We start from the raw sequence: 24,666 nt of genomic DNA on the forward strand, positions 1-24,666 counted from the left end.
ATTTTCCCGTTTTACGTGCACCGACGCCTAAACGGTAGTTCGTTAGGGAGTACAAGTGGGTTTAGAGTCGCCCCGAGGTTTGGGCAGCGGTTCGCAGCCACGGCCAGCGTCCGGCCGCCGTGGCGGCTCCGAGCCCAAACGTCCACCGAAGGCGTTGGAGGCCAGATGAGTACTGCAACACCCGCGAGCACGGAGGTGCCTGCTCCGCGATCCGAACGGTCGCGCAGACGCACCCTCTATCGGGGTGACCCCGGGATGTGGTCCTGGGTGCTGCACCGCATCACCGGTGCCACCATCTTCTTCTTCCTGTTCGTCCACGTGCTCGACACCGCGCTTGTGCGGGTCAGCCCGCAGGCCTACAACGAGGTGATCGAGACGTACAAGACGCCGATCATCGGGCTGATGGAGATCGGCCTCGTGGTCGCCGTCCTGTACCACGCCCTCAACGGCATCCGGGTGATCCTCATCGACTTCTGGGCGAAGGGCCCCCGATATCAGAAACAAATGCTGTGGGTCGTCATCGGCATCTTTCTCGCCGTCTTCATTCCGGCCCTCGGCATGATCGGGATGCACATGGCGGAGCGGTTCCTGTGAGCGCGCCGGGCGGGGCGGCGGGCGGAGCCTGGACACCGCATCACAGGGAGGGCCGGATCGCCCCGGTGATGGAGAAGGAGTACGACCGCCCGGCCAGCCTGGACCATCCTCGGGCACCGCGGCGTCCGCGCGGCATCCCCTACTTCGAGAAGTACGCATGGCTGTTCATGCGATTTTCTGGTGTCGCCCTTGTCTTTCTCGCGCTCGGCCACCTGTTCATCATGTTGATCTGGGACGGCGGGGTGTACCGCATCGACTTCAACTTCGTCGCGCAGCGCTGGGCCTCACCGTTCTGGCAGATCTGGGACATGGCCCTGCTGTGGCTGGCGATGATCCACGGCGCCAACGGCATGCGCACGATCATCGGCGATTACGCCCGCAAGAACACCACGAAGTTCTACTTGAACTCGCTGCTCTTGCTGGCGACCGGCTTCACCCTGGTGTTGGGCAGCTACGTGCTCGTCACCTTCGACGCGAGCATCGCATGACCTTTTACGGGGAGCTCACCTCATGATTCAAGAACATCGCTACGACGTCGTGATCGTCGGCGCAGGAGGCGCGGGTATGCGGGCCGCCGTCGAAGCCGGTCCTCGAGCGCGCACGGCAGTGCTGACGAAGCTGTATCCGACCCGCAGCCACACCGGCGCGGCACAGGGCGGCATGTGCGCGGCCCTGGCCAACGTCGAAGAGGACAACTGGGAGTGGCACACCTTCGACACCGTCAAGGGGGGCGACTACCTCGCCGACCAGGACGCCGTCGAGATCATGTGCAAGGAAGCCATCGACGCGGTGCTGGACCTCGAAAAGATGGGCATGCCGTTCAACCGCACCCCCGAAGGGCGCATCGATCAGCGGCGGTTCGGCGGGCACACCCGCGACCACGGCAAGGCACCGGTGCGCCGGGCCTGCTACGCCGCCGACCGCACCGGACACATGATCCTGCAGACGCTGTACCAAAACTGCGTCAAACACGACGTCGAATTCTTCAACGAGTACTACGCACTCGACATCGCGATCACCGAAACGCAGTCGGGTCCCGTCGCCACCGGTGTCATCGCCTACGAGCTGGCCACCGGCGACATCCACGTCTTCCACGCCAAGGCGATCGTGTTCGCGACCGGCGGCTCGGGCCGCATGTACAAGACGACCTCGAACGCGCACACGCTGACCGGAGACGGCCTCGGTATCGTGTTCCGCAAGGGACTTCCCTTGGAGGACATGGAGTTCCACCAATTCCACCCGACAGGTCTCGCCGGCCTGGGCATCCTGATCTCCGAGGCCGTGCGCGGCGAGGGCGGCCGGCTGCTCAACGGCGACGGCGAGCGCTTCATGGAGCGCTACGCGCCGACGATCGTCGACCTGGCCCCGCGCGACATCGTGGCCCGTTCGATGGTGCTCGAGGTGCTCGAAGGCCGTGGCGCCGGTCCCAACAAGGACTACGTGTACATCGACGTCCGGCACCTGGGCGCCGACGTGCTCGAGGCCAAGCTGCCCGACATCACCGAGTTCGCCCGCACCTACCTCGGCGTCGACCCCGTCACCGAACTGGTGCCGGTGTACCCGACGTGCCACTACGTCATGGGCGGTATCCCGACGACGATCAGCGGTCAGGTGCTGCGCGACAACACCACTCCCCTGCCGGGCCTGTACGCCGCAGGCGAGTGCGCATGCGTTTCGGTGCACGGCGCCAACCGGCTGGGGACCAACTCGCTGTTGGACATCAACGTATTCGGCAGGCGTGCGGGGATCGCCGCCGCCAACTACGCGCTCGGCCACGAGTTCGTCGACCTGCCCGCGGACCCGGCGGGCATGGTCGTCAGCTGGGTCGGCGACATCCTCTCCGAGCACGGCAACGAGCGCGTCGCCGACATCCGTGGGGCGTTGCAACAGTCGATGGACAACAACGCCGCGGTGTTCCGCACCGAAGAGACACTCAAACAGGCGCTCACCGACATCCATGCTCTCAAAGAGCGCTATTCCCGAATCACCGTGCACGACAAGGGAAAACGTTACAACAGCGACCTACTCGAAGCGATCGAGCTGGGCTTCCTGCTGGAGTTGGCCGAGGTCACCGTCGTCGGTGCGCTCAACCGCAAAGAGTCCCGCGGTGGTCACGCCCGCGAGGACTACCCCAACCGTGACGACACCAATTACATGCGCCACACCATGGCCTACAAGGAAGGCACTGACCTGTTGAGCGACGTCCGGCTGGACTACAAGCCGGTGGTGCAGACCCGCTACGAGCCGATGGAACGGAAGTACTGACATGACTATCGCTCCCGAGGTCTCGACCAAGGACCCCGAGCTGCCACCGGTGCCGGACGGCGCGGTGATGGTGACGCTGAAGATCGCCCGGTTCAACCCGGAGGATCCCGACACGTTCGCCGATTCAGGGGGCTGGCAGAGCTATCGCGTGCCGTGCCTGCCGTCGGACCGGTTGCTCAACCTGCTGCACTACGTGAAGTGGTATCTGGACGGCACGCTGACGTTCCGGCGCTCGTGCGCACACGGCGTCTGCGGCTCAGATGCCATGCGTATCAATGGCGTCAACCGCCTGGCGTGCAAGGTCCTGATGCGCGACCTGCTTCCGAAAAAGGCGGGCAAGCAGCTGACCATCACCATCGAACCGATTCGCGGCCTGCCCGTGGAGAAGGACCTCGTGGTGAACATGGAGCCGTTCTTCGACGCCTACCGGGCGATCAAGCCGTACCTGATGACGTCGGGCAACGAGCCGACCCGCGAACGCATCCAGAGCCAGACCGACCGTCACCGCTACGACGACACCACCAAGTGCATCCTGTGTGCCTGCTGCACCACCAGCTGCCCGGTGTACTGGAGCGAGGGAAGCTATTTCGGGCCGGCCGCGATCGTCAACGCGCACCGGTTCATCTTCGACAGCCGTGACGAGGGCGCCGCCGAACGGCTCGACATCCTCAACGAGGTCGACGGTGTGTGGCGCTGCCGCACGACGTTCAACTGCACCGAATCCTGCCCGCGCGGCATTCAGGTCACGCAGGCCATCCAGGAAGTCAAGCGCGCGCTGATGTTCGCGCGTTAGGGAGGCGAAGCTTCGCCCGCCCGCTCCTGTACCTGCTCGCCGTAGTAACGGACGACGACCGCCAACGCGGCCGCAACCGGAACCGCGAGAAACGCACCGATGACGCCGAAGGTGGCAGCGCCCAGCATCACCGCGAGCAGGACGATCACTGCATGCAGCTTCATCGACTTCCCTTGCAGCCACGGCTGCAACACGTTGCCCTCGAGCTGCTGCACCGCCACGATGATCGCCAACACGATCAACGCGTCGACCAGTCCGTTGGAGACGAGCGCGATGAGGACGGCCAGACCGCCGGCGACGAACGCGCCGACGATCGGGACGAACCCCCCGATAAAAGTGATGATTGCGAGCGCATACGCCAACGGCACTCCCATGATGACGAGGCCGATCCCGATGAGCACCGCGTCGACGAGGCTGACCAGCGCCTGGGTCCGGATGAAACCCCCCAGGGTTGACCAGATGCGTTCGAGAATCTCCGCAGCGTGCGGCGCCGCAGGACGCCCCAGTACGCCGCGTAACCAGGGGATGAAACGTGGCCCGTCCTTGAGCAGAAAAAATGTCACGACGATCGTGGTGAACAGGGTGACCAGTGCCGACGTCGCTGCACCCACCCCGGTGAACACCCCCGATGCAATCTGCGCACTGCTGGAAGTCAACCGGTCGTTGATCGCGGCGACCGCTGAATCGAGTTGTGCCTCACTGATGTCCAGCGGTGGACCGCCCAGCCAGTCCCGCACCTGCACGACGCCGGCGGAAGCCTGTTCGGCCAACTCCGCGGACTGCTCGACGATCGCAGGCGCCACCGCCGCCACCACACCGGCGACCACCGCCATGGCCACCAGCAGAACCGATATGACCGCAGCGGCGGGGGCCACACCCTTTCGCCGCAGCCAGCGCACGGGTGGCCACAACACGGTGCACACGATCAGCGCGAGTACCAGGGGCAGAACGATCACCCACGTCTTGCCCACCACCCACGCCAACACCCACAACGCGGCGGCCACCGCGACGAACTGCACCGCCACCACCGCGCACGATCGGAGATGGGCGCTGTAGACCGATCCGCGACTGGGCAACGGTGTCGATTCATCACTCACCGGACGTGGTTACCCGCCAACGGCGGATTCAAAGTGTCTGGGCCCTCCAAAGCACCGTGTCACACATCGCCGGCCTGCCTCGTCCAACTCATATGACTCAGAAAACCCGCATCGAGCCCGTATCCCCCAACCACGCACCGATGTTGACCCGACTCATGTACCGGGTCGCCAAGCGCAAGTTCGGCGAGGTGCCCGAACCTTTCGCCGTGGCCGCGCACCACCCGCGGCTGATGTTGGCCAACGTGGTGCACGAGGGCATGCTGGATTCGGCATCCAGGAAGCTGCCCACGAACGTGCGCGAACTCGCCGTGTTCTGGACCGCGCGCACCGTCGGTTGCTCGTGGTGTGTCGACTTCGGTTCGATGCTGCAGCGTCTCGACGGACTCGACGTCGACCGGCTCAAGCACATCGACGACTACGCCGCGTCCCCGCTCTTCAGTGACGACGAGCGCGCGGCCATCGCCTACGCCGACGCCATGACCACGGACCCGCACACCATCACCGACGAGCAGGTCGCCGATCTGAAGCGCCGCTTCGGCGACGACGGCGTGATCGAGCTGACGTATCAGATCGGGGTTGAGAACATGCGGGCACGGATGTACTCAGCGCTGGGCATCACCGAGCAGGGCTTCAGCTCCGGCGACGCGTGCCGGGTCCCGTGGGCCGCGACCGACCTGTCCTGAGCGGCGAGCCGGTGAACTTGTCCGGATTGGCGATATCCCATATGGCGCAGACCTTTCCGTCGCGCACCGTCATCGCCGTCACCCGGGGCATGACCTCCGGATAGCCGTCGTTCGCGGGCGACCCGGCGAGGTAGGTACCCAGCTGGCCGTTGATGTTCGCCATCTGGCTCGACGACAGGAACCCCGGCCCATAGCGTGCGGCCAGCCCGAACAAGAAGCGCGCCACCTTGTCCGGACCGCGGATGACGCGCGCGGCCGTCGGCGCCTTGCGGTTCGAGTCACCGGTGAACGTCACATCCGGATGCAGAAGCGCCACAACGGCTTTCATGTCGCCAGCGGCGAGCGCGAGCATCAGCGCACCGGCCACCTCGGCATGCACATCGTCGGAGACCGCCGGCGGTGCGGCCGCCACCGCACGTCGCGCTCGCGATGCCAGCTGGCGTGCGGCCGCGTCGGTGACACCGAGCACCGAGGCGATCTCACCGAAGGGCACGGCGAACCCGTCGTGCAGCACGAACGCCACCCGCTGATCGGGGTTCAGGCGCTCCAGCACCACCATCGCGGCGAACCGCGCGTCCTCACCGGCTACCACGGCGGCCAGCGGATCGTCGCCGTCCAGCGCGGTCACGACGGGCTCGGGCAGCCATTCGCCGTAATACATCTCGCGTCGATGGGCGGCCGACCGCAGCCGGTCAAGCGCCAGCCTGCTGACGACCGTCGTCAACCACGCCCGCAGATCGGTGATCGCGCCGGAGTCGGCACGATCCCATCGCAGCCACGCATCCTGGACGATGTCTTCTGCGTCTGCGATCGTCCCGGTCAGCCGGTACGCTACCGACAGCAGGTGCGGCCGCAATTCCTCGAATTCATCGATCCGCGTGGTTCCCGAAAGCCGGGTCATGGCCCAAGTCTAGAACCGCTGAGTCGTGCACTGATTCCGTAGCCAAACCGCGCTTATTCCCCGATTCCCGGTTAGAAGCCGCGGGAAAACCGCGCAAACCGTATATTCCGCACATGGCAATCAAGGAACCCGACGCCCCCGCCGTCGGTGGCAAGGGGCTGCAGGCAGGTGCCCTCGGGCTCGTCGGCAACATCGTCATCGGCCTCGCCGCCGTGGCACCCGCGTACAGCCTGGCCGCCACCCTCGGCTACGTCGTCCTCGCGGTCGGCGAGAAGGCACCCTCGATGTTCGTGCTCGCCTTCATCCCGATGCTGCTGGTCGCTTTCGCCTACAAGGAGCTGTCCCAGGACACCCCCGACTGTGGCACCACCTTCACGTGGGGCACCAAGGCATTCGGGCCGTGGATCGGATGGATCGGCGGATGGGGGCTGGCCGTGTCGGCGATCATCGTGCTGGCCAACGTGGCCGAGATCGCCGCGATCTACCTGTTGAAGTTCCTCGGCCTCGACGACCTCGCCGAGAACATTCTTGCCAAGGTGCTGCTGGGCTCCTTCTTCATCATCGCCATGACCCTGATCAGTGCGCGAGGGATCGTGGTGTCCGAGCGGTTCCAGAACGTGTTAATTGCCATCCAGTTCGGTGTCCTGATCATCGTCAGCATCATCGCGCTCGTGCGCGTGTACTCCGGAACCGCTGGAGCCCAGGCGATAACGCCCCAACTGTCCTGGCTGTGGCCGAGCGGTTTGGACATGTCCTCGATCGCTGCAGCGATCATCCTGTGCATCTTCATCTACTGGGGCTGGGATGCATGCCTGGCAGTCGGCGAGGAAACCAAGGACCCCGGCCGCACCCCCGGCATCGCCGCAGTGATCACCACGTTGATCCTGGTGTGCACCTACGTCCTCGTCGCCTATGCGGTGCAGTCGTTCTCCGGGTTCAGCGACGTGGGCATCGGCCTGAACAACCCGATGAACACCGACGATGTGTTGACCGTGCTCGGTAAGCCGGTCGCAGGCACCATCGCGGCGTCGCTGCTGTTGCTCACCGTCTCCGTCTCAGCGCTGTCGTCGACCCAGACGACCATCCTGCCCACCGCACGCGGCACGCTGTCGATGGCGGTGTACGAGGCCATCCCCAAACGGTTCTCGTATGTGCATCCCCGGTACATGACCCCGGCCTTCGGCACCATCGTGATGGGGCTGGCGGCCCTGTTCTTCTACCTTTTGCTGACATTCCTGTCGGAGAACGCACTCGCCGACTCGGTCGCATCGCTTGGGCTCGCGGTCGCGTTCTACTACGGCATCACCGCGTTCGCGTGCGTCTGGTACTTCCGCACGACGTTGTTCACCTCGGCACGAAACCTGTTCTTCCGGGGTGTCTTCCCGCTGATCGGCGGCATCGCGATGGCTGCCGCGTTCGGCATCAGCGCCAAGGACATGATCGCCCCGGACTACGGCTACACCGCCTTCGGACCGATCGGCGGCGTCTTCGTGCTCGGCGTCGGCATGCTCGTGCTCGGCATCCCGCTGATGTTGGCGTGCTTCGCGTTTGGGACCAAGCGGTTCTTCCGCGGCGAGACGCTGAATGCGAACACCGAAGTCAAGGTCCCGGACACCTTCTAAAGAGAGAGTCCTGCAATGCATCTGACAGTCGGTTATCTCGCAACCCCGACCGGGGACGACGGCGTCGCGCTGGCGAGCGCTCTCGCCAAGACCTTCGACGCGCAGGTCGACGTCGTTCTCGTGGTGCGGCAGGAACTTCCCGACGGTCACCCCGGTCGCGTCGAGTACCAGCAGATGCTCGTCGAACGCGGGGAGGACTGGATCTCCCGGGCAATCGACCGGCTCACCGCCAACGGTGTCAGCGCATCGTCCACCGTGATGGTGGGTGAGTCCTTCGCCGAATCTCTCGTCGGATTCGCCGAACGGAAGGAATCGGACCTCATCGTGGTCGGAGGTGCACGCGACGGGTTCTTCGGCGGCCACACCATCGGACCGGTTACGGGTGCGCTGCTGCACTCATCGCCGATTCCGGTGGCGCTGGCCCCGCGCGGATACGCCGACGACCCGGATGAGACGTTCGCGGCCGTGACCGCCGCGGTCCCGACCCGACCGGGCGACGACAACCCGCTGCCGTTCGCGATCACCCTCGCCAGCGCCGGCAACCTCGCTATCCGGATGGTGTCGCTGGTGTCTTCTGAGAACCTGGCCGAGGCCGCCAATGCGCGAGAGGTGCGCCAGCTCCAAAAGGCCGCCGCCGAAGAGAATCTCGCCGTCGCGGCGCGGGCGCTTCCGGACGCACCCGAGATCGAATCGCGCGTCGCCGAGGGTATGACGCTGGAGTCCGCCCTGAAGAAGTTGCGTTGGGACGACGGCGACCTGCTGGTCGTCGGCTCCGCGCGCTTCGCGGCGCCACGGCGGATCTTCCTCGGGTCGACCGCCGCACGCATTCTGGCCGGCGTCGACGTCCCGGTGATCGTGGTCCCGAAGGCCGACTAGCTGGCTGTAGGTCGAGTCCCTGTCAGCGCTTCGTGAATATGGTCCGGTGCCATTCCTTGTCGGCCACCCCGGTGATATCGCTCATGACGTGCTTGATCGTGAGGTACTCCTCGAGCGAGTAGTCGCTCATGTCCTTGCCGAATCCCGACGCGCCGACGCCGCCATGCGGCATCTCGCTGATGATCGGAATGTGGTCGTTGATCCAGACACAACCCGCGTTGATCTCCCGCGACGCCCGCTGCGCGCGGTACACGTCGCGTGTCCAGGCCGAAGCCGCCAAACCGAACGCGGTGTCATTGGCCTGCCGCAGCGCGTCGTCGTCGTCCGTGAACGACCGCACCGTCAGCACCGGGCCGAAGATCTCGTCGCGGTAGATCTCGGAGGCCTCGTCGACATCGGCGACGAGCGTCGGACGGTAGAACGACCCCGGCAGGTCGGGCGCCACGCCGCCGGTGACGACGCGGCCCCCCTGACCGGGTGCCCGCTCGACCATGCCCGCCACCTTGGCGCGGTGCGCCATCGAGATCAACGGGCCCAGGTCGGTGTCGGGGTCCTGCGGATCGCCGACCACCACCTTGCCCATCACCTCGGCGACACCGGCGACGAAGTCGTCGTACAGATCTCGCGCCACGATCGCGCGCGTCGCCGCCGTGCAGTCCTGTCCGGTGTTGATGAGCGCACCGGCGACGGCGCCCTGGATCGCGGCGTCCAGGTCGGCGTCGTCGAACACCACGAACGGCGCCTTGCCACCCAACTCCAGCTGCGTGCGGTGGCCGTGCACCGCGGCCGCCGCCATCACCTTGCGCCCCACCGGGGTCGAGCCCGTGAACGTGACGACGTCGACGTCGGGGTGTCCGGCCAGGGCGGTGCCGACATCGCCGCCTGCACCGGTCACGACGTTGAAAACTCCGTCGGGCAGACCCGCCTCGCTCGCCAGCCGCGCCAATGTCAGGGTCGTCAGCGGTGTGAGCTCGGCGGGTTTGATGACCACGCTGCATCCAGCGGCCAACGCAGGCAACACCTTCCACACCGCCATCTGCAGCGGATAGTTCCACGGCGTGATCGTCGCAACCACGCCGACTGCCTCGCGCCGGATACTCGACGTGTGATCTCCGGAGTACTCGGCGGTGGCCTTGCCCTCGAGATGGCGTGCCGCACCGGAGAAGAACGAGATGTTGTCGATACTGCCCGGCACGTCGAACTCCGTGGCCAACCGCACCGGCTTTCCGGTCTGGCTCACTTCCTCGGCGACGATCGCCTCCGCGTTGGCGTCGACCAGTTCGGCGAGTTTGGCGAGCACCCCGGCGCGGTCGACGGGGGTAGCCGTCGCCCAGCCGCGCAACGCGGCGCGGGCTGAAGCCACGGCGCGGTCCACGTCGGCCGGAGTCGCCAGCGCCATCTCGGCCACCGTCGATCCGTTCGCGGGGTTGACCACCTGATGTACGCCGCCGGCGGTGACCACCGGCGCCCCATCGATCCAGCTGCCGGCCAACGTGGTGGGCACGGTCTTGGGAGAAGACACGGTCATCGTTCAACGCTAACCGACTCCGACCGGCCAAGCTACGCATTCCCGCAGCGCGAAGGGGTCAAAACGCGTGATTTCATGGTCATAGTTGCTTGCTACGACGGATTCCGTGCACAATCTCATGCATGGCTAACCCGGGCGTTGGACCCGTGTCGTTCCGTGTCAACCAGTCCAGACCTGGCGCGGCGTTCCAACTCGACGACCTGTCGAAACAGATCATCGAGAAGCTGCAGCAGGACGGCCGACGTTCCTATGCCGGCATCGGCAAGGCAGTCGGCCTTTCCGAGGCCGCCGTCCGGCAGCGGGTGCAGCGCATGGTCGACGCGGGCGTCATGCAGATCGTCGCGGTGACCGATCCGATGCAACTGGGCTTCGCGCGCCAGGCCATGATCGGCATCAAGTGCACCGGGGACACCACCAAGGTGGCCGAGAAGCTGGCCACCATCGAATCCGTCGACTACGTGGTCCTGACGGCGGGTTCGTTCGACGCGATCGTCGAAGTCGTCTGCGCGGACGACGACGACCTTCTCGATCTCCTCAACACCCAGATCCGCGCATTGCCGGGAGTGATATCAACAGAGACACTTGTCTACCTGAAACTCGTTAAACAGCAATACAATTGGGGTACAAGATGACTTCTACCGATATCGATCTCTCCGCCGAGCTGGGCGCCACCGCCGATCGCCACCTGTGGGGCCACTTCGCTCGCCACGGCGCCGGCATCACACCGCCGATCATCACTCGTGGCGAAGGCGTCACCATCTGGGACAGCAAGGGCAAGAGCTACATCGACGGCCTGTCAGGGCTTTTCGTGGTCCAGGTCGGCCACGGTCGCAAGGAGCTCGCCGAGGCGGCGGCCAAGCAGGCCGAGACGCTGGCATTCTTCCCGCTGTGGTCCTACGCCACGCCGTCGGCGATCGAGCTTGCCGAGCGCATCGCAGGGTACGCACCGGGCGATCTGAACCGCGTGTTCTTCACCACCGGCGGTGGTGAAGCCGTGGAGTCGGCGTGGAAGCTGGCCAAGAACTACTTCAAGCTGACCGGCAAACCCGGTAAGCACAAGGTGATTTCACGTGCGATCGCCTACCACGGCACCCCGCAGGGCGCCCTCGCGATCACCGGACTGCCCGCGTTCAAGGAGCAGTTCGAGCCGCTCACCCCGGGTGGCTTCCGCGCACCCAACACCAACTTCTACCGAGCGCCTGCATTGTACGAGCACGATGCCAAGGCGTTCGGTCGATACTGCGCGGACCGTATCGCCGAGGCGATCGAGTTCGAGGGCCCCGACACCGTCTGCGCGGTCTTCCTCGAGCCGGTGCAGAACGCGGGCGGCTGCTTCCCGCCGCCCCCGGGGTATTTCGAGCGGGTTCGCGAGATCTGCGACGAGTACGACGTGTTGTTGGTGTCCGACGAGGTGATCTGCGCGTATGGCCGGATCGGCTCGATGTTCGCCTGCGACGACTTCGGCTACGTACCCGACATCATCACCTGCGCAAAGGGTTTGACGTCGGGTTACTCGCCGATCGGCGCGATGATCGCCTCCGACCGGCTGTTCGAACCGTTCAACGACGGCAAGACGACGTTCGCGCACGGTTACACATTCGGCGGGCATCCGGTGTCGTCGGCAGTGGCGCTGGCCAACCTCGACATCTTCGAGCGCGAAGGTCTCAACGACCACGTCAAGGAGATGGCACCGGCATTCCGCGCGACGCTCGAGCAGCTCTACGACCTCCCGATCGTCGGTGACGTCCGGGGCGAGGGCTTCTTCTACGGCATCGAGTTGGTGAAGGACAAGAGCACCAAGGAGACCTTCAACGACGAGGAATCCGAGCGGCTGCTGCGCGGGTTTCTTACCCCCGCGATCTTCGAGGCGGGCCTGTACTGCCGTGCCGATGACCGCGGCGACCCGGTGGTGCAGTTGGCGCCGCCGCTGATCAGCGGCCAGAAGGAGTTCGACGCGATTTACGAGATCCTTCGCGGCGTCCTTGAAGAAGCGGGTCGGTTGCTCTAGCGAACCGCGCTAACGTCGGCGGCGTGCCTGCCAAACAGCCCAAGCCGCCGATCGACCCCGTTCGCTGGAATCCGCCGCCGGTCGACCCGTTGCCGGAGTTTCCGTCGGCCGACGTGACGGTGGTACCCGTGCCGGGTGATGCGCCCGAGGATGTGGTGGTCGACGGCGACGGCCACATCTGGGCCGGGCTGATCGACGGCAAGATCGTGCGTATCCCGCCCGATGGCGGTGCGCCGGTGGTCGTCGCCGAGATCGACAACCGGCCGCTGGGCCTACACGTCGCGCGCGACGGTCGGTTGCTCATCTGCAGCAGTCCCGGCGGCCTGCTGGCGCTCGATCCGGCCAGCGGCGCCGTCGAGACGCTGGTCTCCGAGGTCGACGGACGCCCACTACAATTCTGTTCCAACGTCACCGAATTGCCGGACGGCACAATCTATTTCACCGAGTCGACGAGTGCCTTCACCTACGAGCACTTTCTCGGGCCGATCTTCGAGGCCCGCAACCGCGGCAGTGTTTTCCGTCGCGACCCGGACGGCACGGTGCTCACCGTGGTCGCCGGGCTGTACTTCGCCAACGGCATCACTCCCACCGCCGACGGGTCGGCGCTGGTGTTCGCCGAAACCCAGGCGCGGCGACTGTCGAAGTACTGGCTAACCGGCGACATGGCGGGCACGGTGACGCCGCTCGCGGTCAATCTGCCCGGCAGTCCGGACAACTTGTCGACTGGTGCCGACGGACGCATCTGGTGCGCGATGGTGTCGGCTACCAATCCGATCGCGGAGTGGCTGCCGAAGAGCCCGCCGGTTCTGCGCAAGCTGCTGTGGCGACTACCGGACCGGGCACAACCGAAGATCAAGCCGACGGTGTGGGCGGTGGCGTTTGACCCCGACACCGGCAACCCAGTCGCGGGCGTGCGCACTGAGCATCCCGGGTTCGGTTTGGTGACCGGTCTGGTCGAAGCCGGCGGCAGATTATGGATGGGAAGCATCGGTGCGCCGGCCGTCGCGCACGTCGACCTCGCGGCCACGGCCTTGCGCTAGATCGGCGCGATGACCGTACCCGCCAAGTCACATTTGAAACTCCAATCACACCAGTCACAGCGCGCCTCCTGGGAAACCCGCCCGCAACGTCCTAATCTGCGCTCACCATGGCGAACGTACGAACCTCGTCGAAGCGCGCTGCTGCGCTGGTGGCGGCCCTGTTTCTGTTGACCTCCCCCGCGGTGGCCGCCGCTCAGCCGGACGCCGCGCCGGACACCAACGCCTGCCCGTACAAGCAGTCGACACCCCCGGCCGTCGACGCGTCCGAGGTGCCCAAACCCGGCCAGGCCGCACCCGGTCCGCTGCCCGTCCCGGCCAAGCCGATGGGCGGCGATGCGCTCTCGGGTTGCGGCGTCATCACCGCGCCCGGCACCCCACCGCTGCCCAACGACATCTCGGCCGAAGCGTGGCTGGTCGCCGACCTCGACACCGGCGACGTCATCGCCGCCAAGGATCCGCACGGCAGGCACCGGCCCGCCAGCATCATCAAGGTCCTCGTGGCGATGCAGGCCATCAGGGAACTGCCGATCCACAAGGTCGTACCAGGCACCGCCGAGGATTCGGCGCAGGAAGGCACCAAGGTCGGCGTCGGCGAAAACGGCCACTACTCCATCAACGACCTGCTGCACGGTCTGCTGATGTATTCGGGCAACGACGCCGCGCACGCGCTGGCGGCCCAGATGGGCGGCATGGAAACCACGATCGGCAAGCTCAACGTCCTCGCCGACAAGCTCGGCGGGCACGACACGCGAGTCGCGACGCCGTCGGGTCTCGACGGTCCTGGCATGAGCACGTCTGCGTACGACATCGGCCTGTTCTACCGATATGCCTGGCAGAACCCGATTTTCAGCGACATCGTGAGCACGCGCACCTTCGACTTCCCCGGTCGCGGTGATGCCGGCTATCCGATCGAGAACGACAACAAGCTGCTCGCCAACTATCCCGGCGCACTCGGCGGCAAGACCGGCTTCACCGACGACGCGGGCCAGACGTTCGTGGGTGCGGCCAACCGTGACGGCCGCCGACTGGTCGCGGTGCTGCTGCGCGGAACCCGCCAACCGATCGCTCCGTGGGAGCAGGCGGCGCATCTGCTTGACTACGGCTTCGCGACGGCGCCGGGCACCAAGGTCGGCACGCTGATCGAACCCGACCCTTCTCTGCTCGCGCCGAAGCCTGAAGCGGCCGCAGGCGCCGAGGCTCTCAACGCCGCACCGGTACTCGCCGACATCGACGCCACGCCCGTGCGCGTGGGCGTCGGCATCGTCGGCTCGATCATCGTGTTCGGGCTCATCATGGGCGCCCGGTCTCTCAATCGCCGCCCCCAGCACTGACTCCCGGCGGCGACCCCGTCACGGCCCCCAAGCAGGCCGCGGCAGCGCGGCGGGCTTCTTGCCGAGCTTTCCGGACCGGACCTGCGCGGCGAGGCTGTCGAGTATCACCCGCGAGCTCATCAGCGCGGTCTGCTCTGCCCAGTCATAGGGCGGCGAGCACTCCACCACCTCGATACCGGCCAACCCGGGCTCGGACACCATCTTGACCAGGTTCAGCGCTTCGCGCGGCAGCAGTCCACCCGGCTCGGGCCAGCCGGTGCCCGGCACGAAACCGGCGTCGATCACGTCGATGTCGAACGACAGATAGACCGCTTTGGCACCCTTCCAAGCGATTTCCAGCGCCATCTCAGCGATCTTCTCGACGCCGACACGTTCCACGTCGCCGACGGTGATGACGGTCGACTGGCGTTCGCGGCCGACCTTCACGCCCTCGCGTGGGCTCTGCCAGCCGCCGATACCGATCTGCACGAGATTCGTCGCCGGCGCGTTCTTGATGTTGGTCGCGTGGAACCACGGGGTGGTGTGCATCCGCTCGTCGAGGTCGGTCTCCTGGGTGTCGACATGGCGGTCGAAGTGGATGATGCCGATGTTGCCGTCCATGTAGGGCGCCAGCCCGCGAACGGTCGGAAAGCCGATCGAGTGGTCGCCACCGAGAACTATCGGCATGACGCCCTTCTGCGCCACGTGTGCCATCGCCTGACTGATCTGGTCGAACGACTTCTCCAGATTGCCCGGGATCGTGAACACGTCGCCGATGTCAACCATGTTCAGTTGCTCGCGCAGGTCGACGCCGGACTCGTAGTTGTACGTGCCGAACAGGTTTGTGGAACGACGGATCCCCTGAGGCCCGAAACGGGTGCCGGGCCGGTAGGTGGCACCGGCATCAAGCGGCACACCGAAGATCGCCACCTCGGCGTCGTCGACCTCGTTGACGTCCTCGATGAACGGGCACTTCAGAAAGGTGCCCCGCTCGCCGGCGAAGTGCGGCTTCTCGCCACGGACGAACGTCGAGATGGTTCGGTCGTTGATCGTCGGGGCGGCTTCGAGGCCGTAGCTCAGGCCGCGATCGATCTCCTCGCGCAACCGGCGGTCACCGAGCCTGGCCTCGACCTGCTGGGCCCACGCGCCTTCGGCGTTGGGCAGCGACGGATCCGGACGATCGGGATGGCCAGCTGAATCGGACACGAGATTCTCCTCACGCGCCGTCTTGTCGCTGACCGGGTACGACGCACCTCGTCCGGGGCGCCGGATCGCACGGCGCCTGCCGCCATTGTCGGCACGACGGCGTATTCCTGTCCAGCGCTGAATGAAACGCATCGTTAACACCGGTCGCGACCGGTCGTAACGAGCTGCGTCTTTTCTGGCATGGACTCACAGAAGTTGTGGGGCGCGTCTAGGGTTCCGCCGGCATGCCGGGTCTGGTCCGAGAGACGCAGGCGGCCGGCACCGACGCATGACCGTTCCACGGCGGGACAAAAGCCCGGGAGACTTCCGCTCGTGCGGAGGCTCCGCCTCCGCGCATCACCTCGGGAGATCCCACATGATTCTTCTCGGCGTGGCGATCAGCATCGCCGTTGTCGTGGCCGTCGGCTTCTATGTGTCCAAACGCATCGAGGGCGACAGCTCCAATTTCCTTGTCGGCGGCCGAATGTTGCCCTTCTGGCTCGTCGGCGGCGCACTCATGGGCGCGGCCGTCGACACCAACGCGACGCTCGGCAACACCGACCTCGCCTTCGAGTTCGGCTTCTGGGCCGGGGCGGCGCTGCCGCTGGGTTTGGCGCTGTGCCTGACGATCACCGGCATCTTCTTCGCCAAACCGATGAACCGGATGGGGCTGACGTCGTTTCCCGACTACTACCGGCTGCGGTTCGGGCGTTCGGTCGAGGTGGGCGCCTCGGTACTCCTGGCCGTCGCGTTCTGCATGCTGGTGGCGGGCAACCTCGTCGCGGGCGGCTTCCTGTTCAACTACTTCCTCGGCATGCCCTACTGGCTGGGTGTGGTCCTGATCGCGGCGATCGCGGTGGCCTACACCGGAACCGGCGGCCTGATCGCCGACGCCTACACGGCGATCATCCAGATGTCGCTGATCCTGATCGGCGCGATCGGGCTGCTCGTGTGGATGACCACGACGCACGGTCTCGATATCGCCGAGGGCACAGGGCCTTTGGCGCTTGGTCAATTGTCCGACCCCGCGCAGGGCGCGGTCATCAACTGGGCGACGCTGATCGCACTCGGCATCGGTGACATCGTGGCGATCGACTTCATGGCCCGCGTGTTCTCCGCGAAGTCGCCCGAGGCCGCGCGCAAGGCCTGTTTCAGCGCGGCAGTCGGTACCGTCGCCATCTGCGTCCCGTTCGGATTGGTTGTACTGGCGGCACATTCGTTCATGCCCGCGGAACTCGACGGCCCGGTGTTGTTCGTCCTGCTGGACCAGTACGCGCCACTTGGGCTGACGGTCCTGGTGCTGTGCGGGTTGGTCGGTGCGTCGATGTCCACCGCGAACGGCGCGATCCTGGCCATCTCCAATGTCTGCGTGCGCAATCTCGGCGGCGTCCGCCGGGTGCATGAGCCCGGCAAGAAGGATCCGCTACTGAAGGCGACGCGTATCGCGATGGTGCCGATGACGCTGTTCTCGATCCTGTTCGCGGTCTACGTGCAGCAGACCGGAATCCTGCTGACGCTCGCCTTCGACTTGATGCTCGCTTGCCTGGCCGTGCCGTTCATACTCGGGTTGGTGTGGCGCCGAGGGACCACGACGGCCGCGGTCGCCGCGATCGGCGTCGGGTTCGTCGTCCGGATCGTGCTGTTCGTCATGACGCCGACGATGTTCGGAGTCGAGAACACGATCCTCTACATCCCGAACAGCCTCATCACCGCATCGTTCGACGGGTGGCCTACCTTCATCGCCTTCGGGGCCGGCCTGCTGACCTATGTCGTCGTGTCGTTGATGACACCACCGGCAACGCTGCGCGGTCTGGACATTCAGGTCGCGCAGGATGTGGACGATGCCCTGGATTCCACGACAGTGGAGACCGAGACGGAGCCTGTGCTCGCGGGTGAGGCTGCGCCCGTATAGCGCAGCTGGGGCTTACGGGCGGCGGCTCCACCGCGAAATTCCCAGCGCACCAACGGCTCCCAGGGCGGCCGCGGCCAGTGCACCGCGAATCCCCAGGCCCTCTCGGAACTCGACGCGCGGGGTGATCTGTGCCGGGTTGGGCGGATCGACCGGGGCCGTCGCCAGGTTATCCGATGACGTCGCGGCCCACGCCGTGGCGAATAGAATGAGGCGAGAGGTGATGTAGGCGAACACCATCAGGCCCAGCACCGGACCGAACGTCGCTCCCGCCGGGCCGGTCACCACCGAGCGCAGGTAGATCGACGCCACCTGCTTGAAGACTTCGAAGGCCACCGCGGCGATCAATCCGGCCCGCAGCGCGCTTCGGAAGCTGACCGACTCACGGGGTAGCCGCGCGATGACCCAGGTGAACAGCAACCAGGTGATGAGCACCGACACCGCCAGCGACGTAATCCGCAGCGCCAAATTCACACCCGGAACATCTTGCAGCCCAAACCATTCCAGGACCTGCTTCATCGCTCCCGAACTACCCAGCACGGTCAGCCCGATGGTCACGACGAGCGCGAGGAAAAGACCCACCATGGCCGCCAAATCTGACAGCTTGGTGCGGACGAAACCTTTGGGCTCCTGCCGCGCCAGTCCCCACATCTGGCTCAGCGCTTCACGCAGGTTCGCCATCCAGCCCAGCCCGGCCCATGCGGCGGTGGCCAGGCCGATGATGCCGACGGACGTGCGCGACTTGATCGCAGAGTCTGTTAGGTCGACCAGTTGCTGCCCGATGTCACCGGGCACCGTCGACTTGATCCGCTCCTGGACTTCGGCAAGCAGCTCGGGCTGGCTCGCCAGAATGAAGCCGCCGATCGCGAATCCGACCATCAGCACCGGGAACAACGCGAAGATGGTGAAGTACGTGATGCCGGCGGCGTAGAAGTCGCCCTTGCTCTCCTGGTATCGCTCTTGGGCCCGCATCACGTGGTCGAACCAGTGGTATCGCGCGCGAAAGCGATCGAGAATTCCGGGTTTGGACTCGTTCGAATTGCCCGGCTCGACCGGAGGTGTCATTGGAGCCTCCAAGCGAGTTGCGGGCGTTGGCTATTAGGTCCCCCGGGGAAACCCTAAACGGTCATATACCCGCTGCAGAGTGTTTGAAGACACCTCTCTGGCACGCTCGGCCCCGGTGGCCAGCACCGCCTCCAGCTCGGCCTGATCGGCCATCAGATCGTCGACACGCGCCTGGATCGGCGTGACGAACTCGACGACGGCCTCGGCGGTGTCGGCCTTCAGGTCGCCGTAGCCGCGGCCCGCGTAACCTTCGACGAGCTTGTCGACGTCGGTGCCGGTGATCGCCGACTGGATGCTCAACAGGTTGGAGACGCCGGCCTTGGCGGCCGGGTCGTAGCGGATCTCGCGCTCGCTGTCGGTCACCGCCGACCGGATCTTCTTCGCGGTCTTCTTCGGATCGTCGAGCAGGCTGATCAGGCCGGCGTCGGTGGCCGCGGACTTACTCATCTTGGACGTGGGGTCCTGCAGGTCGTAGATCTTGGCGGTGGCCTGCTGGATCAGTACGTCGGGCACCACGAAGGTGTCCGGAAAGCGGACGTTGAACCGTTGCGCGACGTCGCGGGCCAACTCCAGATGCTGGCGCTGGTCCTCCCCGACCGGAACCAGTTCGGTGTCGTAGAGCAGCACGTCGGCGGCCATCAGCACGGGATAGGTGAACAGCCCGACGGTCGTGGCCTCCGCACCTTCCTTCTGCGACTTGTCCTTGAACTGCGTCATCCGCGACGCCTGCCCGAATCCGGTGAAACAGCCCAGCACCCAAGCGAGTTCGGCGTGCTCGGGCACCTGGCTCTGGACGAAGACGGTGGACCGTGACGGGTCGATGCCGAGCGCGAGGTATTGCGCGGCCGTCACCATGGTGCGTCGACGCAACTCCTCGGGATCCTGCGGGATGGTGATCGCGTGCAGGTTGACCACGCAGAAGAAGGCGTCGTAGTCGTCCTGCATGCCCACCCACTGCTTGATGGCGCCCAGGGCGTTGCCCAGGTGCAGGGAGTCAGATGTGGGTTGGACACCGGAAAAGACGCGACGCGCAGTGCTCATGATGCGTCAATCTTGGCATGGTCAGCCAATGGCTTTTTGAGCGCTCTGTTCCCGGGTCTCCTCGATGGCCCTGCGTGCGAAGACCCACCGTTCGGTGATCGCCAGCTGGCTGCGGCCGCGGCCCAGGAAGGTGATGAACCAGGAGTACACGGCGACGATGCGATTTCGGCTGCCCACGAGGTAGTAGAGGTGTAGACCGAGCCACGCGAGCCAGGCCAGGAATCCACCGAACTCGACCTTGCCGATCTGGCACACCGCGCTGAACCGCGAGACGGTGGCCATGCTGCCTTTGTTCAAGTACTTGAACGGCTTTCGTTCGCCTGTCGAAGCCTTGAGTTCGCTCTTGATCTGCTTGGTGGCGTAGACCGCACCCTGAATCGCGCCCTGCGCCATCCCCGGGACGCCGGGAACGCTCATCAGGTCGCCGATGACGAAAACGTTCGGATGGCCCTTGACCGTGAGGTCAGGCTCGACAACCACACGTCCCGCGCGGTCGACCTCGGTGCCGTCGGACTGCTCGGCGATCAGCTTGCCCAGCGGGCTGGCCTGCACGCCGGCCGACCAAACCTTGACGGCGGCTTCGATTCTGGCTTCTTCACCGTCCTGTTTGACGGTCAGGCCCATGTAGTCGACATCGGTGACCATCGTGTTGAGCTTGACCTCGACGCCCATCTTCTCCAGCCGGCGCTGCGCCTTCAGCCCGAGCTTGGGCCCCATCGGGGGCAGCACCGCAGGGGCGGCCTCGACCAGGATCACCCGGGCTTCGGTGGGGTCGATGGTGCGGAACGCCCCGGCCAGGGTTCGATCGGCGAGCTCGGCGATCTGTCCGACGACCTCGACCCCGGTCGGTCCGGCGCCGACGACGACGAATGTCAGCCGACGCTTGCGTTCGGCCTCCGATGTCGTCACCTCGGCCGCCTCGAAGGCGCCGAGGATCCGGCCGCGCAGTTCCAGCGCGTCGTCGACCGTTTTCATGCCAGGAGCGAAGGCCTCGAAATGGTCGTTGCCGAAATAGGACTGCTGTGCGCCTGCGGCCACGATCAGACTGTCGAACGGCGTGACCCGCTCCCAATCGAGCAGTTTCGAGGTGACGGTCTTGTTCTTCAGGTCGATTCCGACCACATCGCCGAGCAAGACTTCGGTGTTCTTGTTCTTACGCAGGATGATTCGCGTCGCCGGCGCGATTTCACCGACCGACAGGATGCCGGTGGCGACTTGATAGAGCAGCGGCTGGAACAGGTGGTGGGTCGTCTTCGCGATGAGGGTGATGTCGACGTCCGCGCGCTTGAGGTGTTTGGCCGCGAACAGCCCGCCGAAGCCGGACCCGATGATGACGACGCGATGACGCCGGGGAGCGATGGTTTCGTCGGTCATTTGCCGACCCTAACGGTCATGCGCCCCGCTCACAGTCCACAGCGGGTGAATATTCGACGGTGCCCTGACCATCGCCGGGGCGGCGGGCTTGCGGTACCGGCGGTACCACCTTTAGTGTCGGGCAGATGATCGAGCGCGCACCCATCCACCTGGGCTCCGGAGAGCCACTGCTTTTGCTACACCCGTTCATGATGTCGCAGAACGTGTGGAAAGGCGTCGCACCGCTGATTGCTGACACCGGGCGGTACGAAGTCCTGGCACCGACCATGCCCGGGCACAACGGCGGTATCAAGGGCAGGTTCTTCCTGGACACCGTCGAGCTGGCCGACGACATGGAACGTCGGATGGACGCGTTGGGCTGGGAAACCGCCCACATCGTCGGAAATTCGCTCGGGGGGTGGGTGGCCTTCGAACTCTCGCGCCGCGGCCGGGCCCGCTCATTGACGGGCATCGCGCCGGCCGGCGGCTGGCATCGTTACACCCCCGCCAAGTTCGAGATCGTGTTCAAGTTCGTGGCCGGCTTGCCCGTCTACCTGGGCGCCAAGTTGCTGGGCGAACGTGCGCTCAAGCTGCCCTACGTCCGTCAGCTCGGCTTCGTGCCGATCAGCGCGACAGCGGACCGCCTCAACGACGACCAGTGGCGCGACATCATCGACGACGTCACCCACTGCCCGGCCTACTACCAGCTGCTGGTCAAGTCGCTGCTGATGCCCGGCCTGATGGAACTCGCCGAGGCCAAGACGCCGACGCACCTGGTCATCTGCGAGAAAGACCGGGTGCTTCCGCATCCGAGGTTCACCCGGCACTTCACCACTCACCTGCCAGAGTCCACACAGATCACGCATCTCGACGACGTTGGGCACATCCCGATGTTCGAGGCGCCGCGCCGGGTCGCCGACCTGATCGTCGAGTTCACCGACCGCCACGCGACGCCTCCGCCGCACGAGGCCATCGGCTAGCCGCGCGCGGACTCCAGGGTCGAGTTCAGCGTCTTGCTCGGCCGCATGATGGCGGTCGTCTTCTCCGGGTCGGGCCAGTAGTAACCACCGATGTCCACCGAATCCCCTTGCACCTCTGCAAGTTCAGACACGATGGTCTCCTCGTTCTCCGCAAGCGATTTCGCGAGCGCCGCGAAGTGGTCGGCGAGCTCCTTGTCCTCGCTCTGTTCGGCGAGTTCCTGTGCCCAATACATGGCGAGGTAGAACTGGCTGCCGCGGTTGTCGAGCTCGCCGGTTTTGCGCGACGGTCCCTTGTCGTTCTCCAGCAGCTTGCCGATCGCGCCGTCGAGCGTCTTGCCCAGCAAGGTGGCGCGCTTGTTGTCCGTCTTGTTGCCCAGATCCTCGAAGCAGGCCCCCAGCGCGAGGAACTCGCCGAGCGAATCCCACCGCAGGTGGTTCTCCTCCACCAGCTGGTGCACGTGCTTTGGCGCCGAACCACCCGCGCCGGTCTCGTACATTCCGCCGCCCGCCATGAGCGGCACGATCGACAGCATCTTGGCGCTGGTGCCCAACTCCAGAATCGGGAACAGGTCGGTGAGGTAGTCACGCAGGATGTTTCCGGTGACGGCGATGGTGTCCTGTCCGCGGGTGACCCGCTCCAGCGTGTACCGCATGGCCCAGACCTGCGGCATGATCTGGATGTGCAGGCCCTCGGTGTCGTGGTCCTGCAGGTACGCCTTGACCTTCTTGCGTAGTTCAGCCTCGTGCGGACGCTCGGTGTCCAGCCAGAACACCGCCGTCATACCCGATGCGCGGGCACGGGTGACGGCCAACTTGACCCAGTCCCGGATCGCCGCGTCCTTGGTGACGGGCATCCGCCAGATGTCGCCCTCCTCGACGTCCCACGACAGCAGCACCTCCCCGGTGTCGACGTCGACGATGTCCGCGACGCCGTCCTCGGGAATCTCGAAGGTCTTGTCGTGTGAGCCGTATTCCTCGGCCTTCTGCGCCATCAGGCCGACGTTCGGCACGGTGCCCATCGTCGTGGGATCGAACTGGCCATTGGTCTTACACCAGTTGATCATCTCCTGATAGATGCGGGAGAACGTCGACTCGGGGTTGACCGCCTTGGTGTCCTTGGTGCGACCGTCGGCGCCGTACATCTTGCCGCCGAGGCGGATCATGGCCGGCATCGACGCGTCGACGATCACGTCGCTCGGCGAGTGGAAGTTCGTGATGCCCTTGGCCGAATCCACCATCGCCAGCTCGGGACGGTGCTCGTGGACGTCGTGGATGTCCTGGATGATCTGCTCACGCTGGAACGACGGCAGCGCCTCGATCTTGTTGTAGAGATCGACCATCCCGTTGTTGACATTCACTCCGAGTTCGTCGAGCACGTCCTGATGCTTGGCGAAGGCTTCCTTGTAGAAGACCTTCACGCAGTGACCGAACACGATGGGGTGGCTGACCTTCATCATCGTCGCCTTGACGTGCAGTGAGAACATCACCCCGGTCTTGTAGGCGTCCTCGATCTGCTGCTCGTAGAACTCGACGAGCGCCTTCTTGCTCATGAACATGGATTCGATGACGTCGCCGTCCTCCAGCGCCGTCTCGGGCTTGAGCACAATCGTCTGTCCGCCCTTGGTTTTCAGCTCCATGCGTACCTTGCGGTCGCGATCCAGCGTCATCGACTTCTCGCCGTGGTAGAAGTCGCCGCCCTTCATGGTCGCCACGTGGGTGCGCGACGCCTGAGAGAACTCGCCCATGCTGTGTGGGTGCTTGCGGGCGTACTCCTTGACGGCGTTGGGAGCGCGCCGGTCTGAATTCCCTTCGCGCAGAACGGGGTTCACCGCACTGCCGAGAATCTTGCCGTACCGCTCCTTGAGCGCCTTCTCCTCGTCGTTCTTCGGCTGGGCCGGATAGTCGGGAACCGCGTAACCCTTCTCCTGCAGCTCCTTGATCGCCGCGTAGAGCTGCGGCACCGACGCGCTGATGTTGGGCAGTTTGATGATGTTGGTGTCCGGGGACTGTGTCAGCTTGCCCAGCTCGCCGAGGTTGTCCGGGACGCGCTGCTCTTCGGACAGGTGATCGCCGAACTCGGCCAGGATGCGGGCCGCCACCGAGATATCGCTGGTTTCGATGTTGATCCCCGCCGGATCGGCGAAGGTCCGAATGATCGGCAGGAAGCCATAGGTCGCAAGCAGCGGCGCCTCGTCGGTCATGGTGTAGATGATGGTCGGCTGCTCTTCGCTCATGTGATGCTCTCCCGGGGGTCTTCTCGGACAGTTCGACAAAGCTCCGCGTTGTGCGCGGCGGCTATAAGTATTGCGTCGAACACGACGCTACGCGTGGGCCACCTGGGTCTCCCGGGCGGACTTCGGCTACTGGCGGGTAGCTTTCGGCGCGCAGGAAACAGGCTGCTGGCACGCAGTCAGGC

Annotated in this window: 20 protein-coding genes, 1 pseudogene and 2 riboswitches; of the genes and pseudogenes, 13 read left to right on the forward strand and 8 right to left on the reverse strand. The window is 65.4% G+C overall.

All coding sequences use genetic code 11. The features are described 5' to 3' along the window. Positions 1–165: 165 nt before the first annotated feature. From sdhC to G6N36_RS12880, 4 genes are all read left to right on the forward strand, one after another. Complete coding sequence (sdhC, locus tag G6N36_RS12865; protein WP_163686847.1) at positions 166–594, forward strand: succinate dehydrogenase, cytochrome b556 subunit; 429 nt, start codon at positions 166–168, stop codon at positions 592–594. A 68-nt stretch (positions 595–662) separates the two neighbouring features. After that, on the forward strand, positions 663–1,082 hold the full coding sequence (locus G6N36_RS12870) for a succinate dehydrogenase hydrophobic membrane anchor subunit (RefSeq protein WP_163690651.1): 420 nt from the start codon (positions 663–665) through the stop codon (positions 1,080–1,082). A 22-nt stretch (positions 1,083–1,104) separates the two neighbouring features. After that, positions 1,105–2,859 (forward strand): succinate dehydrogenase flavoprotein subunit, encoded by a 1,755-nt coding sequence (gene sdhA, locus G6N36_RS12875; RefSeq protein WP_163686848.1) that lies wholly within the window; start codon positions 1,105–1,107, stop codon positions 2,857–2,859. 1 nt (position 2,860) lies between these two features. Then, positions 2,861–3,652 carry a succinate dehydrogenase iron-sulfur subunit gene (locus tag G6N36_RS12880; RefSeq protein WP_163686849.1) on the forward strand — a complete coding sequence of 264 codons (792 nt, stop codon included), beginning with the start codon at positions 2,861–2,863 and terminating at the stop codon, positions 3,650–3,652. On the opposite strand, the gene G6N36_RS12885 is transcribed toward G6N36_RS12880, so the two are convergent. After that, the gene (locus tag G6N36_RS12885; RefSeq protein ID WP_163686850.1) at positions 3,649–4,749 is read right to left on the reverse strand and encodes an AI-2E family transporter; all 1,101 of its coding nucleotides are present in this window, start codon (positions 4,747–4,749) and stop codon (positions 3,649–3,651) included. The genes G6N36_RS12880 and G6N36_RS12885 overlap by 4 nt on opposite strands. A 77-nt stretch (positions 4,750–4,826) precedes the next feature. On the opposite strand from G6N36_RS12885, the pseudogene G6N36_RS12890 reads away from it, so the two are divergent. Continuing rightward, positions 4,827–5,432 (forward strand): annotated as a pseudogene (locus G6N36_RS12890) (carboxymuconolactone decarboxylase family protein); the annotation flags it as partial. On the opposite strand, the gene G6N36_RS12895 reads toward G6N36_RS12890, so the two are convergent. Beyond that, entirely contained in the window at positions 5,380–6,333 is a 954-nt protein-coding gene (locus G6N36_RS12895) for a sigma-70 family RNA polymerase sigma factor (RefSeq protein WP_163686852.1), read from the reverse strand. The pseudogene G6N36_RS12890 and the gene G6N36_RS12895 sit on opposite strands and share 53 nt — an antisense overlap. 113 nt (positions 6,334–6,446) lie before the next feature. Here G6N36_RS12895 and G6N36_RS12900 point away from each other — a divergent pair, with 113 nt between their 5' ends. Both G6N36_RS12900 and G6N36_RS12905 read left to right on the forward strand, forming a co-directional pair. After that, on the forward strand, positions 6,447–7,955 hold the full coding sequence (locus G6N36_RS12900; protein WP_163686853.1) for an APC family permease: 1,509 nt from the start codon (positions 6,447–6,449) through the stop codon (positions 7,953–7,955). Positions 7,956–7,970: 15 nt separating this feature from the next. Further along, the gene (locus G6N36_RS12905; RefSeq protein ID WP_163686854.1) at positions 7,971–8,831 is read left to right on the forward strand and encodes a universal stress protein; all 861 of its coding nucleotides are present in this window, start codon (positions 7,971–7,973) and stop codon (positions 8,829–8,831) included. A gap of 22 nt (positions 8,832–8,853) precedes the next feature. On the opposite strand, the gene G6N36_RS12910 is transcribed toward G6N36_RS12905, so the two are convergent. After that, positions 8,854–10,359: a gamma-aminobutyraldehyde dehydrogenase gene (locus G6N36_RS12910; protein ID WP_163686855.1), complete on the reverse strand. Its 1,506-nt coding sequence runs from the start codon at positions 10,357–10,359 to the stop codon at positions 8,854–8,856. A 122-nt stretch (positions 10,360–10,481) separates the two neighbouring features. Here G6N36_RS12910 and G6N36_RS12915 point away from each other — a divergent pair, with 122 nt between their 5' ends. The 4 genes from G6N36_RS12915 (at position 10,482) to G6N36_RS12930 (ending at position 14,738) form a co-directional block, all read left to right on the forward strand. After that, a complete protein-coding gene (locus tag G6N36_RS12915) occupies positions 10,482–10,991 on the forward strand; it encodes an Lrp/AsnC family transcriptional regulator (RefSeq protein ID WP_163686856.1) in 510 nt (169 codons plus the stop codon). Further along, on the forward strand, positions 10,988–12,367 hold the full coding sequence (locus tag G6N36_RS12920; protein WP_163686857.1) for an aspartate aminotransferase family protein: 1,380 nt from the start codon (positions 10,988–10,990) through the stop codon (positions 12,365–12,367). The genes G6N36_RS12915 and G6N36_RS12920 overlap by 4 nt, the downstream gene beginning before the upstream one ends. 23 nt (positions 12,368–12,390) lie before the next feature. Beyond that, the gene (locus tag G6N36_RS12925) at positions 12,391–13,407 is read left to right on the forward strand and encodes an SMP-30/gluconolactonase/LRE family protein (RefSeq protein WP_163686858.1); all 1,017 of its coding nucleotides are present in this window, start codon (positions 12,391–12,393) and stop codon (positions 13,405–13,407) included. A 107-nt stretch (positions 13,408–13,514) separates the two neighbouring features. Next, positions 13,515–14,738 carry a D-alanyl-D-alanine carboxypeptidase family protein gene (locus G6N36_RS12930; RefSeq protein WP_163686859.1) on the forward strand — a complete coding sequence of 408 codons (1,224 nt, stop codon included), beginning with the start codon at positions 13,515–13,517 and terminating at the stop codon, positions 14,736–14,738. Between the two features lie 18 nt (positions 14,739–14,756). On the opposite strand, the gene G6N36_RS12935 is transcribed toward G6N36_RS12930, so the two are convergent. After that, positions 14,757–15,923, reverse strand: coding sequence for an agmatinase family protein (locus tag G6N36_RS12935; RefSeq protein WP_163686860.1), 1,167 nt, complete (start codon positions 15,921–15,923; stop codon positions 14,757–14,759). An 11-nt stretch (positions 15,924–15,934) separates the two neighbouring features. Beyond that, a riboswitch (guanidine-III (ykkC-III) riboswitch) is annotated at positions 15,935–16,003 on the reverse strand. A gap of 117 nt (positions 16,004–16,120) precedes the next feature. Then, positions 16,121–16,227, forward strand: a riboswitch (guanidine-I (ykkC/yxkD leader). A 51-nt stretch (positions 16,228–16,278) separates the two neighbouring features. Between G6N36_RS12935 and G6N36_RS12940 the strand changes: the two genes are divergently transcribed. Then, positions 16,279–17,814 carry a high affinity choline transporter 1 gene (locus tag G6N36_RS12940; RefSeq protein WP_163686861.1) on the forward strand — a complete coding sequence of 512 codons (1,536 nt, stop codon included), beginning with the start codon at positions 16,279–16,281 and terminating at the stop codon, positions 17,812–17,814. Between the two features lie 12 nt (positions 17,815–17,826). Here G6N36_RS12940 and yhjD read toward each other — a convergent pair whose 3' ends face one another. From yhjD to G6N36_RS12955, 3 genes are read right to left on the reverse strand one after another with little or no spacing between them, the layout of a single operon-like run. Continuing rightward, the gene (gene yhjD, locus G6N36_RS12945; RefSeq protein ID WP_163686862.1) at positions 17,827–18,876 is read right to left on the reverse strand and encodes an inner membrane protein YhjD; all 1,050 of its coding nucleotides are present in this window, start codon (positions 18,874–18,876) and stop codon (positions 17,827–17,829) included. Between the two features lie 33 nt (positions 18,877–18,909). Continuing rightward, entirely contained in the window at positions 18,910–19,917 is a 1,008-nt protein-coding gene (gene trpS, locus G6N36_RS12950; RefSeq protein WP_163686863.1) for a tryptophan--tRNA ligase, read from the reverse strand. 21 nt (positions 19,918–19,938) lie between these two features. Continuing rightward, positions 19,939–21,291 carry an NAD(P)/FAD-dependent oxidoreductase gene (locus G6N36_RS12955; RefSeq protein ID WP_163686864.1) on the reverse strand — a complete coding sequence of 451 codons (1,353 nt, stop codon included), beginning with the start codon at positions 21,289–21,291 and terminating at the stop codon, positions 19,939–19,941. Positions 21,292–21,416: 125 nt separating this feature from the next. On the opposite strand from G6N36_RS12955, the gene G6N36_RS12960 reads away from it, so the two are divergent. Further along, the gene (locus G6N36_RS12960) at positions 21,417–22,250 is read left to right on the forward strand and encodes an epoxide hydrolase EphH (protein ID WP_163686865.1); all 834 of its coding nucleotides are present in this window, start codon (positions 21,417–21,419) and stop codon (positions 22,248–22,250) included. On the opposite strand, the gene G6N36_RS12965 is transcribed toward G6N36_RS12960, so the two are convergent. After that, entirely contained in the window at positions 22,247–24,484 is a 2,238-nt protein-coding gene (locus G6N36_RS12965) for an NADP-dependent isocitrate dehydrogenase (RefSeq protein WP_163686866.1), read from the reverse strand. The genes G6N36_RS12960 and G6N36_RS12965 overlap by 4 nt on opposite strands. Positions 24,485–24,666: the final 182 nt, after the last annotated feature.

Source organism: Mycolicibacterium gadium, assembly GCF_010728925.1.
Lineage (GTDB): Bacteria > Actinomycetota > Actinomycetes > Mycobacteriales > Mycobacteriaceae > Mycobacterium > Mycobacterium gadium.

What these genes read in the sequence shown, in the direction of transcription:
- sdhC (WP_163686847.1), top strand. Translation starts at nt 166, where the DNA reads ATGAGTACTGCAACACCCGCGAGCACGGAGGTGCCTGCTCCGCGATCC.
- G6N36_RS12870 (WP_163690651.1), top strand. Translation starts at nt 663, where the DNA reads ATGGAGAAGGAGTACGACCGCCCGGCCAGCCTGGACCATCCTCGGGCA.
- sdhA (WP_163686848.1), top strand. Translation starts at nt 1,105, where the DNA reads ATGATTCAAGAACATCGCTACGACGTCGTGATCGTCGGCGCAGGAGGC.
- G6N36_RS12880 (WP_163686849.1), top strand. Translation starts at nt 2,861, where the DNA reads ATGACTATCGCTCCCGAGGTCTCGACCAAGGACCCCGAGCTGCCACCG.
- G6N36_RS12895 (WP_163686852.1), bottom strand. Translation starts at nt 6,333, where the DNA reads ATGACCCGGCTTTCGGGAACCACGCGGATCGATGAATTCGAGGAATTG.
- G6N36_RS12900 (WP_163686853.1), top strand. Translation starts at nt 6,447, where the DNA reads ATGGCAATCAAGGAACCCGACGCCCCCGCCGTCGGTGGCAAGGGGCTG.
- G6N36_RS12905 (WP_163686854.1), top strand. Translation starts at nt 7,971, where the DNA reads ATGCATCTGACAGTCGGTTATCTCGCAACCCCGACCGGGGACGACGGC.
- G6N36_RS12910 (WP_163686855.1), bottom strand. Translation starts at nt 10,359, where the DNA reads ATGACCGTGTCTTCTCCCAAGACCGTGCCCACCACGTTGGCCGGCAGC.
- G6N36_RS12915 (WP_163686856.1), top strand. Translation starts at nt 10,482, where the DNA reads ATGGCTAACCCGGGCGTTGGACCCGTGTCGTTCCGTGTCAACCAGTCC.
- G6N36_RS12920 (WP_163686857.1), top strand. Translation starts at nt 10,988, where the DNA reads ATGACTTCTACCGATATCGATCTCTCCGCCGAGCTGGGCGCCACCGCC.
- G6N36_RS12930 (WP_163686859.1), top strand. Translation starts at nt 13,515, where the DNA reads ATGGCGAACGTACGAACCTCGTCGAAGCGCGCTGCTGCGCTGGTGGCG.
- G6N36_RS12940 (WP_163686861.1), top strand. Translation starts at nt 16,279, where the DNA reads ATGATTCTTCTCGGCGTGGCGATCAGCATCGCCGTTGTCGTGGCCGTC.
- yhjD (WP_163686862.1), bottom strand. Translation starts at nt 18,876, where the DNA reads ATGACACCTCCGGTCGAGCCGGGCAATTCGAACGAGTCCAAACCCGGA.
- trpS (WP_163686863.1), bottom strand. Translation starts at nt 19,917, where the DNA reads ATGAGCACTGCGCGTCGCGTCTTTTCCGGTGTCCAACCCACATCTGAC.
- G6N36_RS12955 (WP_163686864.1), bottom strand. Translation starts at nt 21,291, where the DNA reads ATGACCGACGAAACCATCGCTCCCCGGCGTCATCGCGTCGTCATCATC.
- G6N36_RS12960 (WP_163686865.1), top strand. Translation starts at nt 21,417, where the DNA reads ATGATCGAGCGCGCACCCATCCACCTGGGCTCCGGAGAGCCACTGCTT.
- G6N36_RS12965 (WP_163686866.1), bottom strand. Translation starts at nt 24,484, where the DNA reads ATGAGCGAAGAGCAGCCGACCATCATCTACACCATGACCGACGAGGCG.